This is a genomic window from Bordetella genomosp. 9 (assembly GCF_002119725.1).
Lineage (GTDB): Bacteria > Pseudomonadota > Gammaproteobacteria > Burkholderiales > Burkholderiaceae_B > Bordetella_C.
Genome location: NZ_CP021109.1, coordinates 4275483 through 4288146, shown reverse-complemented (window position 1 = coordinate 4288146; position 12664 = coordinate 4275483). Strand labels below are relative to the sequence as shown.

At 66.4% G+C, this 12664-nt stretch carries 10 protein-coding genes; 7 read left to right on the top strand and 3 right to left on the bottom strand.

Annotation, left to right across the window (positions count from 1 at the left end):
* Positions 1-8: 8 nt before the first annotated feature.
* Together rimO and CAL13_RS19680 are read right to left on the bottom strand one after the other, a co-directional pair.
* Positions 9-1295: a 30S ribosomal protein S12 methylthiotransferase RimO gene (gene rimO / locus CAL13_RS19685; RefSeq protein ID WP_232462646.1), complete on the bottom strand. Its 1287-nt coding sequence runs from the start codon at positions 1293-1295 to the stop codon at positions 9-11.
* 212 nt (positions 1296-1507) lie between these two features.
* Positions 1508-1759 carry a helix-turn-helix domain-containing protein gene (locus tag CAL13_RS19680; protein ID WP_086073747.1) on the bottom strand — a complete coding sequence of 84 codons (252 nt, stop codon included), beginning with the start codon at positions 1757-1759 and terminating at the stop codon, positions 1508-1510.
* A gap of 179 nt (positions 1760-1938) precedes the next feature.
* Here CAL13_RS19680 and CAL13_RS19675 point away from each other — a divergent pair, with 179 nt between their 5' ends.
* Complete coding sequence (locus tag CAL13_RS19675; RefSeq protein WP_232467708.1) at positions 1939-3237, top strand: multidrug effflux MFS transporter; 1299 nt, start codon at positions 1939-1941, stop codon at positions 3235-3237.
* A 78-nt stretch (positions 3238-3315) separates the two neighbouring features.
* Here CAL13_RS19675 and CAL13_RS19670 read toward each other — a convergent pair whose 3' ends face one another.
* Entirely contained in the window at positions 3316-4194 is an 879-nt protein-coding gene (locus tag CAL13_RS19670) for an MBL fold metallo-hydrolase (RefSeq protein WP_198297988.1), read from the bottom strand.
* 410 nt (positions 4195-4604) lie between these two features.
* Here CAL13_RS19670 and rsmB point away from each other — a divergent pair, with 410 nt between their 5' ends.
* The 6 genes from rsmB (at position 4605) to CAL13_RS19640 (ending at position 12564) form a co-directional block, all read left to right on the top strand.
* Entirely contained in the window at positions 4605-6014 is a 1410-nt protein-coding gene (rsmB, locus tag CAL13_RS19665; protein WP_086073298.1) for a 16S rRNA (cytosine(967)-C(5))-methyltransferase RsmB, read from the top strand.
* A gap of 39 nt (positions 6015-6053) precedes the next feature.
* Positions 6054-6638, top strand: a complete 585-nt coding sequence (locus tag CAL13_RS19660; RefSeq protein WP_086073297.1) for a DUF4390 domain-containing protein — start codon at positions 6054-6056, stop codon at positions 6636-6638.
* Positions 6635-8950: a sensor histidine kinase gene (locus CAL13_RS19655; protein WP_086073296.1), complete on the top strand. Its 2316-nt coding sequence runs from the start codon at positions 6635-6637 to the stop codon at positions 8948-8950. Before CAL13_RS19660 ends, CAL13_RS19655 begins: the two co-directional genes overlap by 4 nt.
* 12 nt (positions 8951-8962) lie before the next feature.
* Positions 8963-9640 (top strand): response regulator, encoded by a 678-nt coding sequence (locus CAL13_RS19650; RefSeq protein WP_086058887.1) that lies wholly within the window; start codon positions 8963-8965, stop codon positions 9638-9640.
* Positions 9637-11016 (top strand): Trk system potassium transporter TrkA, encoded by a 1380-nt coding sequence (gene trkA / locus CAL13_RS19645; RefSeq protein WP_086073295.1) that lies wholly within the window; start codon positions 9637-9639, stop codon positions 11014-11016. The genes CAL13_RS19650 and trkA overlap by 4 nt, the downstream gene beginning before the upstream one ends.
* 78 nt (positions 11017-11094) lie before the next feature.
* Positions 11095-12564, top strand: a complete 1470-nt coding sequence (locus CAL13_RS19640) for a TrkH family potassium uptake protein (RefSeq protein WP_086073294.1) — start codon at positions 11095-11097, stop codon at positions 12562-12564.
* Positions 12565-12664: the final 100 nt, after the last annotated feature.

The following is a 12664-nucleotide window of genomic DNA, read 5'->3' as shown; positions in this document are numbered from 1 at the left end:
CGGCCTGCTTACTGCGCGTCGCCCCAGAGATCGTATTCGTCCGCGTCCGTCACGGTGACGCGGACGAGATCTCCCGGCTGCAGCGGCTTCTCCGAGGCCACATACACACAGCCATCGATTTCCGGCGCATCGGCGCTACTGCGTCCGATCGCGCCGTCCTCGTCCACCTCGTCGATCAGCACATCGATCTGCCGGCCGATCCGGGCCTGCAGGCGGGCGGCGGAAATCGCCTGCTGGTGCGCCATGAAACGCTCCCAGCGTTCCTGCTTCACCTCGTCGGGGACCGGGTTGTCAAGCGCATTCGCGGGCGCGCCTTCCACCGGCGAATATTGGAAACAGCCGACACGGTCCAACTGCGCCTCGCTCATCCAGTCCAGCAGGTACTGGAAGTCTTCCTCGGTTTCGCCGGGGAAGCCGACGATGAAGGTGGAGCGCAGCGTCAGATCCGGGCATTCCTCGCGCCAGCGCTTGATGCGCGCCAGCGTCTTGTCCTCGAATGCCGGACGTTTCATCGCCTTCAGGATGCGCGGGCTGGCATGCTGGAAAGGGATGTCCAGGTAGGGCAGCACCTTACCCTGCGCCATCAGCGGAATCACTTCATCGACGTGCGGATAAGGATAGACGTAGTGCAGACGGGTCCACACGCCCAACTCTGAAAGCGCGTCGCACAGCTCGGTCATGCGGGTCTTGACGGGCCGGCCGTTCCAGAACCCGGTGCGGTACTTCAGATCGACGCCATACGCGCTGGTGTCTTGCGATATCACCAGCAGTTCCTTCACGCCCGCCTTCACCAGACGCTCGGCTTCGTTCAATACGTCGCCGACAGGGCGGCTGACCAGGTCGCCGCGCATCGACGGAATGATGCAGAAGCTGCAGCGGTGATTGCAGCCCTCGGAGATTTTCAGGTAGGCGTAGTGACGCGGCGTCAGTTTGACTCCCTGCGGCGGCACCAAGTCCACATAGGGATTGTGCTGCGCCTGGGGCGGCGCCGCGTCGTGCACGGCGCGCACCACCTGCTCGTACTGCTGGGGGCCCGTTACGGCAAGCACGCTCGGATGCACGCTGCGGATGGCGGATTCCTCGACGCCCATGCAGCCCGTCACGATCACCTTGCCGTTCTCGGCCAGCGCTTCGCCGATGGCTTCCAGCGACTCCGCTTTGGCGCTGTCGATGAAGCCGCAGGTATTGACGACCACCACGTCGGCATCGTCGTACGATGGCGTGACCTCGTAGCCTTCGGTGCGCAACTGCGTCAGGATGCGCTCGGAATCGACGAGCGCCTTGGGACAGCCCAGGCTGACGAAGCCGACGCGCGGTGCGCGGCCGCCGGCGCGCGCCGCCGCGGCGTCGCCAGCAGCGTTGCCGCCGGGGCTGCCGCTGCCGGCGGGGTTGGCGGAACCTTTATCGGCGCCTTTGCCGGGCCGCGATGTTTCGATGATTTCCAATTCGATTTACCTGGAGTCGCGCGCGGCAGGGCCGTGCGGGGATTAATGGTCAGATGCCGGCGTCAGGCCGCTTCGTCCGCGCGCCACGGCGGCAGCTGGCGCAAGGTTTCGGGGTGGAGCAGGGCGACGCGCAGCAGGGTCTTGGCCGCGCCGGACGGATTGCGCCGGCCCTGTTCCCAGTCCTGCAGCGTGCGCACGCTTACGCCCAGCAGTTTCGCGAAATCGGCCTGCGGCAGTCCGACCCGGCTGCGGGCCTCGCTGATGCGCGACGCCTGCCATCGTGCGCCGGCGGCCGGCGCGATTGATTTGTTCATGGATCGCTCGATCGGCAGCGGCGCATCCGCTGCACGGTTTCCAAGCGGCGGCTTGGGCCGGCGCCTGGAATCGGGCGGCATTATACGGCATTGCCGTACGGCGCATCCGGACGCGGACAGAGCGGGAATGCCCTGGGGGCGGCGGCCCTGCGGGGCGCCGGTGGCGCAAGGACGGCTACATGGACCCGGCTCACAGCGGTTTGCAAGCCGCCCGCCGCTATCATCCCGATATGCCAAGTCCGTTGCCGTCAGATCCCGGTGAGCGCACCGGCCCATCTATCGTTCATTCCGCAAAGCCGCTGCCTACCCCAGCCTCGTCCGCGAAAGCGTCGCCCTTATGGCTGCTGGCGCTGATCACGCTGAACGGCACGCTGGCGATGCATATCTTCGTTCCGGCGTTGCCGGATGCCGCCCGCGACCTGGCGGCCAGCGCGTCGTCGGTGCAGCTGACCTTGAGCTTCTATATCGTCGGACTGGCGATCGGACAGCTGATCTACGGGCCCGTTTCCGACCGCTTCGGCCGCCGTCCCGTGCTGATTTTCGGGATGAGTCTTTGCGCGGGCGCCAGCATCGCGGCGTACTTCGCGCCGACGATCCACGCCCTGATCGCGGCGCGTCTGTTCCAGGCCCTTGGCGGATGCGCCGGACTGGTGCTGGGGCGCGCCATCATACGGGACAGCGTATCGGGCGACGAAGCCGCCAAACGTTTGTCCATGCTGAATCTGTTGATCATGGCCGGACCGGGACTGTCTCCGCTGATCGGCGCCGGCCTGAGCGCAGCCCAGGGCTGGCGGTCCATCTTCGGATGGCTGTCGGTATTCGGCATTCTGAACGTCGTTCTGATCCTGTTCCTGCTGCGCGAGACCGTGAAGCGCGCAGGGCGCGGCGCTTCAGCCGTATTGCAGAACTATGTCGGCCTCATCCGGTCCCGGCGATTCCTTTGTTATGCATTGGGCGGCGGATGCGCCACCACGTCGCTCTATGCCTTCATCGGCGCCGCGCCGTTCATCTACGTGGACCAGCTGCATCGATCCAGCCACGAGGTCGGGTTCTATCTGGCTTTGAACATTCTGGGCGTGTGGTTCGGAAACCTGACCGCAATCAACCTGATCGGGCGGATTCCCGTTGCGCGCCTGATGGTGATGGGGAACCTGCTGAGTTGCATGGGCGCGGCGGTATTCCTCGTTGCCGTCGTATCCGGTCATCTTTCGGTGGCGTTGACGGTGGCCCCCATGCTGGTCCTGACCTATGGCGCCGGCATCGCGTCGCCGACAGCCATGTCCGAGGCTTTGAACGTCAATCCCGCCGTCAGCGGCTCGTCATCGGGGCTTTACGGTTTCAGTCAGATGGCCATCGGCGCCGTGTGTACCGCGTTGGCGGGCGTCGGCGGCAATCCCGCCCTGGCCGCCGCTTGCACGCTGCTGGGCGCGGGGATGCTGGCCCAGGCATCGTTCTGGTTCGCCAAAAGGGCCGGTTGACCGGCCTAATGGGTTGACCGGCCTAATGACCACGTGAGCCATGTGGCCGCCGTGGCGGCGCGAACCGCCGCGCCGACGTCAAAGCCGATCGAGCGGCAGCTTCAGGTAACGCACGCCGTTGGACTCGGGTTCCGGCAACCGGCCCGCACGCATGTTCACCTGCACGGAAGGCAATATCAGTTTGGGCATGGGCAGCTTCGCGTCGCGCGACCGCCGCATGGCGACGAAGGCCGCTTCGTCGATGCCCTCGCGCACGTGCACGTTGCACAGACGTTCCGTCCCGATGGTGGTTTCCCAGGCATGACGATCCCGTCCCGGCGCCTTGTAGTCGTGGCATAGGAATACGCGGGTCTCGTCGGGCAGGGCCAGCAGCCTCCGTATCGACCGGTACAGCATGCCGGCGTCGCCGCCAGGGAAGTCGCACCGGGCGGTGCCGTAATCGGGCATGAAAAGCGTATCCCCCACGAACACCGCGTCGCCGACCACATAGGCCATGCCGTCCGGCGTGTGGCCCGGCACGTGCAGCGCCACGGCTGACAGGTTCCCGATGAGGAATTGTTCACCGTCCTCAAACAGGTGGTCGAACTGGCTGCCGTCGCGGGCGAATTCCGTGCCGGCGTTGAAGAGTTTCCCGAAGGTCTGCTGCACCGTGGCGATGTGGCGCCCGATGGCCAACCGGCCCCCCAGCCTGGCTTGCAGCAGCGGCGCCGCCGAAAGATGATCGGCGTGGGCATGCGTTTCAAGCAGCCAGTGCACGTCGAGCCCGTGCTCGCGCACGTACTGCTCCAGCTGGCGGGCCGAGGCGTCGGCCGTGCGTCCGCTGGCGGCATCGAAGTCCAAAACGCTGTCGATGATGGCGCACGCCCGGCTGCCAGGATCGTGAACCACATGTGTGGCCGTGAAGGTCGCTTCGTCGAAGAACGATGCGACGACGGGCCGAGGCTGGGCGCCGCCCATGGCCTGGTGCGCGGTCGCGATGGCATGGCGCAGCGCATCGTCGGAAAGCTGGGACGTCATCTTGACCTCCGGGGCGGACGTCGGCGTGAAACCGCTGGCCGCGGCGCGGCCCTGCGCGATCCTGGCAGACCAGGGCCGCCAGCATTCTGCATAGTAGGGCCATCGAAAAGGGCGGCGCCACAGGAATATACCCGCGGCCAAGAGGATGAGACCGCCGGATGAGACCGCCGGATGAGACCGCCCCCGGCACCAATACAGGCAGTCCGGCCGTGCGGGTCCAACCCGGGCATGCAACGGTGGCGCGGATGGCCGGCGGCAGGCTGCGGTTCCACCGCTCGCCGGCAGCGGCGCCCGCCGCGCGATACCATTGACTGTTTCCCGCTTTTCAGGCGCAGCCGGCGCCACCTCGTATGTCAGTTTCCACTCCGGGCCACCCGCCCGGCGCCGCGCCGCTGCGCGATCTGCTGCTGCAAAGCGCCACCGTCGTGTCCGGCGTGCTGGCCGGACGATCCATGACGGACGCCCTGGCCGCCGTTCCGGCGCCGCTGCGCGGGGGCACCCAAGCCTTGTCCTTCCACACCATGCGGCGCCTGGGCGAGGCCCGCGTGCTGCGGCGGCTGCTGGTGCCGCGCACGCCGCCGGAGCCGCTGGCCGAAGCCCTGCTGCTGGTGGCGCTCGCGCTGCTGCTTGTCGGGACCGAGGAACCGCCACCCGCCGATGGTCCCGTGCCCAGGAATGGGACGCCGGACGGCGCGGCCCAGGCCGCAACCGACGACGGGCAGACCGGCATGCCCGCCTACGCCCCGTACACCGTCGTCGACCAGGCGGTGCAAGCAGCCGCCGGACAGCGCCGGCTCACGCCCTTTAAGGGCCTGATCAACGGCACGCTGCGAACCTTCCTGCGCGACCGGTCCGCCTTGTCGGCGCAGCTTGCGCGGCATATCGAAGCGCGCTGGAATCATCCGCAATGGTGGGTCGACAAGCTGCGTTCCGCCTATCCAGCCAACTGGGAATCCATCCTGGCCGCGGCCAATGCCCACGCGCCGCTGACGTTGCGCGTCAACCGGCGCCGCGCCACGCGCGACGACGTGCTGACGGCCTTTTACCGGGCCGGCGTGGCTGCGCGGGCCGCGGGTACGCAAGGCATCGTGCTCGCGCAGCCACGCCCGGTGCAGCAGCTGCCCGGTTTCGAGGAAGGCTGGTGGTCGGTGCAGGATGCCGGGGCCCAGTTGGCGGCGCCGCTGCTTGGCGTGGCGGACGGCATGCGAGTGTTGGACGCCTGCGCCGCGCCCGGCGGCAAGACCGCCCATCTGCTTGAATTGGCCGATATCGACCTGCTGGCGCTGGACGCCGACCCAGGGCGGCTGCGGCGCGTCGACGAGAACCTGCGCCGCCTTGGACTCGCGTCTGCACGCGTCAGGATGCAGGCCGCCGATGCCGCCGATCCGGATTCCTGGTGGGATGGCACGCCTTTCGACGCCGTGCTTGCCGACGTGCCTTGCACGGCTTCCGGCATCGTGCGGCGGCATCCCGATATCCGCTGGCTGCGGCGCGCCGACGATGTGCCGCGCACGGTCAAGCTGCAGACGCGCATCGTCGATGCCCTATGGCGCACGGTCGCCCCAGGCGGGCGGCTGCTTTATGTGACCTGCTCCGTCTTTCCCGACGAGGGCGAGCGCCAGGCGGCCGCTTTCGCGGCGCGGCATGGCGACGCGCAACGGCTGCAAGCGCCCGGGCAATTGCTGCCGACGGCCGGCGGCGACACCCCGGAAGGCGAGCACGACGGCTTTTTCTATGCCTTGTTTGCCAAGGCCCGCTGAATCGCGAAGAATAACGGGGTTGCAGCGCCGATCCTACGTATGCCCATTCCAAAGCGCCTGTTTCTGCTGTGGCTGGCCGCCGCGCTTCTGCTGCCGTGGGCAGGCAGGGCGTACGCGGCCGACCCCAAGGTCCTGAATATCGATCCCGTCATCCGCGATGGAAGGGTGGAGATCGACGCCGACATCCGCTTCGATCTGAACGACCAGTTGCGCGAGGCGGCCGAGCGCGGCGTTCCTCTGTATTTCACCGCGGACCTGGTCATTACCCGTTCGCGCTGGTGGTGGCTGGACTCCACGGTCGCGGATACCAGCATGACCTGGCGCATCGTCTACAACGCCCTGACCCGGCAATGGCGCGCGGGAGTGGGGGAATTGACCCTTCCCGTGCAATCGCTGGACGCCGCCATGGACATGGTGCGCCATATCCGGGGATGGGCGGTGGCCGACGCCGCCGATCTGTCGGCCGGCGTCCGCTACGATGGCCGCCTGCGGCTGCGGCTCGATACGTCCATGCTGGCGCGCCCCTTCCAGGTGAACGCGCTCAATAGCAGCTCCTGGTCGGTCGCCACGCCGTGGAAGGACTTCGATTTCGCCATCGCCGAGGCGCCCGGAGACAAGCGATGAGACTGCTGCTTCGCATCGCCCTGATCGCCGGCGCGCTGGCGGGGCTGTTGCTGCTCGGCCTGCTGGCCTGGTCCACCGGCAACGCATCCCGCTTCGCCCGGTACTACGACGCGCTGCTGGTGCTCAATGGCATCGTTGCGCTGGCGTCGTTCGCCTGGGTGATGGCCCTGACCGTCAAGCTGGTCCGCCAGATCCGGCGGCGCCAGTTCGGCGCACGTCTGACGGCGCGCTTCGCGCTGGCGTTCACGCTGATCGGGGTGGTGCCCGGCGCGCTGATTTACACCTTGTCGGTGCAGTTCATGTCGCGCTCCATCGAGTCGTGGTTCAACGTCCGCGTGGACAACGCGCTGGAAGCCGGCCTGAATCTCGGCCGGGCGGCGCTCGATTCCCTGCTGGCCGATCTGGACGCACGCGGACGCTCCATGGCGATGGAGCTGAACCGCACCAGCGACAGCAATATCGCGCTGACGCTCACGCGCCTGCGCGAAGCCAACGGCGTGCAGGAGGCCATGGTTTTTACCGGCGGCGGCCGCATGATCGCGTTTTCCACCAGCCAGTATGGCCAGCTGCTTCCCGAGTTGCCGCCGCCCACGGTATTGAACCAGCTGCGACTTTCGCGGGGCTATTCCGCGGCGGAAGCCGACGACCCGCTGGATCGCGGCGGCGGCGGCCTGCACCTGCGGGTGGTGATCCCCTTGGTGCCGCCGGACCGCATCGATACGCTGGGCAACGCCACCGGCGAACCGCGCTGGCTGCAGCTGATACAGCCGGTTCCGGACCAGATCGCCCACAACGCCAACCGCGTCCAGCAAGGCTTTCGCGATTACCAGGAACTGGCCTTGTCGCGGCTGGGGCTGCGCAAGCTGTATGGCATTACGCTGACACTCGCGCTGCTGGTGTCCGTCTTCACAGCCATCGCAGTGGCGCTGTCGCTGTCCAAGCGCCTGGTGCGCCCGCTGCTGCGGCTGGCGGCCGGCACGCAGGCCGTTGCCGTGGGCGATTACCGTCCGCTGCCGGAGCCGCCCGAACGCGACGAGGTGGGGCAGCTGACCCGGTCCTTCAACGCCATGACGCGCCAGTTGGACGAGGCCCGGCGCATGGTGGAAAGCAACCGCCAGCAGCTGGAGCGATCCAACGTCTATCTGGAAAGCGTGCTGTCCAATTTGTCGTCCGGCGTGCTGGTGTTCGACGAAGCGTTCCGCGTGACCACCGTGAACCAGGGCGCGCAAACCATATTGCAGACGGATCTGCGCTCGGTCATCGGCAGGCCGCTGGAAACCGTGGAAGGCATGCTGCCTTTCGCTCAGATCGTGCGGCAGGCATTCGCCGCGCATGCCGCCGTGGGCTCGGAACGCCAGCACTGGCAGCAGCAGTTCGAGATCCAACTGACGCCTTCGGCGGAAGAGCGCGCCGGGTCATCCCAGACGGCGACCCTGCTGGCGCGCGGCACGCATCTGCGCGTCGATGGGCGCGGCAACGGTTATCTGGTCGTGTTCGACGACATTACCGAACTGATGTCCGCCAACCGTGCGGTGGCCTGGGGCGAGGTGGCGCGCCGCCTCGCACACGAGATCAAGAATCCGCTCACGCCCATTCAGCTGTCCGCCGAACGGCTGGCGATGAAGCTCGCCGACCGGCTCGAACCGAACGAACGCCGCATGCTGGAGCGATCCACCAATACCATCGTCAACCAGGTAGCCTCGCTCAAGCACATGGTCGATGATTTCCGTGAGTTCGCGCGTACGCCGCCGGCGGTCATGAAGCGCATCGACTTCAACGACCTGGTCGCGGACGTCCTGTCCTTGTACGGGTGGGATCCGATCGAAGGCGTGGTGCGCGACCACGTCAATTCGCTGAACCTGGAAGTGGAGCTCGAGTCCGGTCTTCCGGCCATCGAAGGCGACCCCACGCAGCTGAGACAGGTCATTCACAACCTGCTGGCGAACGCGCGCGATGCCATTGCCGGCCAACAGGAAGGCAAGGTGCGCGTCACCACGCAATTGACCCGCGCGCGGCAGGGCGACGGCAGCGAACAACAGGCATTGCGTTTCACAGTGGCCGACACGGGCCCGGGCTTTTCGCCGCAGGTCATGCAGCGCGCCTTCGAGCCCTATGTGACGACCAAATCCCACGGGACTGGGTTAGGATTGGCGATTGTCCGCAAGATTGTGGAAGAGCACGGCGGCCGCATCGATCTCGCGAATCGGCGTGAAGGCGGCGCGCGCATTTCGATACTGTTGACCCGCCTTGCGGGCGGGGTCGATACTCTGGACGCAGCCGCACAACAACAGGATAATGCGGCTACGCAATAGGTGGACGGGTTTATGGCCAGAATTCTGGTTGTCGATGACGAAGTTGGCATACGCGAGCTTCTGTCGGAAATCTTGTACGACGAAGGACACACGGTCGAATTGGCCGAGAACGCGGCCCAGGCCAGAGCCGCTCGCCTGCGTGCGCGTCCCGACCTCGTGCTGCTCGATATCTGGATGCCGGACACGGACGGCGTGAGCCTGCTGAAGGAATGGGGCTCGCAAGGCCTGCTCGATATGCCGGTGATCATGATGAGCGGTCATGCCACCATCGACACCGCGGTGGAAGCCACCCGCATCGGCGCGCTCGACTTCCTCGAAAAGCCCATCACGCTCCAACGGTTGTTAAAAACTATTTCGGCGGCGCTGCAGCGTGGCCGCGCGCCCCAGCCCGTCCCGGCCGCGGTTTCCATGTCAGCGGCGCCGCTGGAAGACGAATTGGACGCGCCGGCGCTGCCGGCCGCCACTCAGGATGCGCCGGCCCCGGTCAACGGCCTGCTGGGAAGCATCTCGCTGGACCAGCCCTTGCGTGAAGCGCGCGATGCCTTCGAACGCATCTACTTCGAATATCACCTGGTCCGCGAAAGCCATAGCATGACCCGCGTCTCGGAAAAGACCGGTCTGGAACGCACGCACCTGTACCGCAAGCTCAAGCAATTGGGCATCGAGTCCGCGCGCAAGCGCAGTACATGAAAATCCTGATCGTGGGCGCCGGCAGGGTCGGCATCAGCGTGGCCGAGAACCTCGTCTCGGAACATAACGACATCACCGTCATCGATACCGACGCGCGCAACCTGCTCGCGCTGCAGGAGCGCTGCGACCTGCGCGGATTGCATGGCGACGGCTCGCGCGTGTCGGTCCTGCGCGAAGCGGGCGCGGAAGATACCGATCTCTTCATTGCCTGCGCGGCATCGGATGCCGTCAACCTCGTGGCCTGCCGTATCGCGCGGCAGGTATTCAACATCCCGCGGCGCATCGCCCGCATCCGGGCGTCCGACGTCGCCGAGCATCCGGAGCTGATGGGCGACGACGGCTTTTGCATCGACGCCCTCATCAGCCCCGAGCGAAGCGTCACCACCTATCTGCACAGCCTGATCGAATTCCCGGAGGCGCTGCAGGTGGTGGAATTCGCCGGCGGTCGCGTCAGCGTCGTGGCGGCGCGTGTCGGGCGGTCCAGCGCGATGGCGAACCAGGCGCTGGGCGCGCTGCCGGATCTCTGGCCGGACGTGTCTGCGCGCATCGTCGATGTCGTGCGCGACGGCCGCCCGCTGCAGGCGGGCGACGGCACCGTCATCCAACCCGGCGATGAGGTCATCTTCGTCGCGGATACGCGGCACGCCCGGCGCGCGGTTCGGCAGCTTCGAGATGCGGAAAAGACCGCACGCCGCATCATGATCGCCGGCGGCGGCAACATCGGGCTGCGGCTGGCCACCGAGCTGGCCCAGGAAAACTACAGCGTGCGCATCATCGAACACGATGCGGCGCGCTGCCGCTATCTGGCGGAAAAGCTTCCGTCCAATGTGCTGGTGCTGCACGGCAACGCCACCGACGAGGGCCTGCTGGAGCGCGAGAACATCGAAGACATGGACACCTGGCTGGCGCTGACGAGCGACGACGAGGACAACATCATGTCGTCGCTGCTCGCCAAACGCCTGGGCGCGCGGCGCGTCATCGCGCTGATCAACCGGCAGGCCTATGGAGAGTTGATGCAAGGCAGCCATATCGACGTCGCCGTATCGCCCTCGCACGCCACGATGAGCGAGCTTCTGCGGCACGTGCGGCGCGGCGACGTCGTGGCCGTGCACCGCTTGCGCCAGGGCCTGGTCGAAGCGCTGGAAGCCGTGGCGCACGGCGACCGGCGCACCTCCCGCGTGGTCGGGCGCCGCGTCAACGAGCTGCGGCTGCCCAAGGGCGCCATCATCGGCGCGCTGGCGCGGGCAGACGAAATCATCATTCCAGACGGCGAGACCGTCATCGAGCAGGACGACCATGTCATCGTTTTCGTCCCCAGCCGCAATCAGATGGCGCGCGTCGAAAAGCTATTCCAGGTTTCGGCGTCCTTCTTCTGAAACCGCAGGCGGCATGCGCGACGGTGATCGCCCGCGGGCGGCGCGCACCGGTTTTCACAAGGGCACGGAGGCGCGCGCATGAAGCGGCTGGCGTCGGTGCTCAATCTGCTCGGCCTGACCATGGCGCTGTTTGCGGTCACCATGATGCTGCCGCTCGCGCTGGCCATCTATACCGGCGACGCGGCCCTGAGCGCCTTCGCCGATGCCAGCCTGATCGCGATCGCGGCCGGCGGCCTGCTATGGCTGGCCACCCGGCATCATCGCACCGAACTGCGGCCGCGCGACGGCTTCCTGCTTGTCTCGATGGTATGGACGGTGCTGCCCCTGCTGGCTGCCATTCCCTTGTTCATTTACTTCGATCGCGCCGGCACGCCGCTATCTTTCACCGACGGCTATTTCGAAGCCATGTCGGGCCTGACCACCACCGGCGCGACCGTGCTCACCGGTCTGGATCGCCTGCCGCCCTCCATCAATCTCTGGCGGGCGACGCTGGTCTGGCTCGGAGGCATGGGCATCCTGGTCCTCGCCGTGGCGATCCTGCCCTTGCTCGGCGTGGGCGGACACCAGATATTCCGTGCTGAAACCCCAGGCCCCATCAAGGACGAAAAGCTGACGCCGCGCATCGCGGGCACCGCCAAGGCGCTTTATGCGATCTATTTCGGGCTTTCGCTGCTGTGCCTGCTGGCATACCGCGCGGCGGGACTGCCATGGTTCGAAGCGTGGTGCCACATGGCGACCACCATGGGGTTGGGCGGCTTCTCCACATGGGACGACGGCTTCGCCCATTTCGATTCCGTGGCGGTGGAAGTCGTGGCAATCGTCTTCATGCTGATCGCCGGCGTCAACTTCGCCACCCATTTCGGCGCCTGGCAGGCGCGCAACCTGCGGCCGTACCGCTCCTGTCCCCAGACCATTCCCTACCTGGCGGTGACCCTTGGCGCGGCGCTGGCGATTTCGGTTTTCCTGTACGTCGAAGGCATCTATCCATCGATGGGGCAGGCCTTGCGGTACGGCATGTTCAATACGATTTCCGTGATCACCACCACGGGCTACGCCAACGTCGACTACACCCAGTGGCCGCTGTTCGCGCCATTGCTGATGCTGCTGCTGTCCGGCGTCGCGACCTCCGCGGGTTCCACCGGCGGCGGCATCAAAATGATCCGCGCCATTCTTTTGGCCAAGCAGGCCCGCACCGAGCTTGTCGCCATGCTCCACCCGCACGCGGTCACCCCGGTTCGCGTTCGCGGCAGAGTGGTGGAAAACCGTGTGATGGCCTCGATCATGGCTTTCATGCTGATGTATGGCATGTCGATTGCGCTGTTGACCATCATCATGCTGGTTTCGGGTCTGGATCCCGTTACCGCTTTCAGCGCCGTTATCGCCAGCGTCAACAACACGGGGCCCGGCTTGGGCCCTATCGGACCCATGGGGAGCTTCGGGGTACTAAGCGACTTTCAGACCTGGGTGTGCACGTTCGGCATGCTGATCGGCCGGCTCGAACTCTTTACCGTGCTACTTCTTTTTACGCCCGCTTTCTGGCGGAAGTGAAATTGTCGCGGGTTTACCCGCGATTGTGAGCGTTCGCTTACGCGGCGCTGGCGAGAAGCACGCAAGTTACCCGCTGTTGCGCATTAATATCCCGAAAATG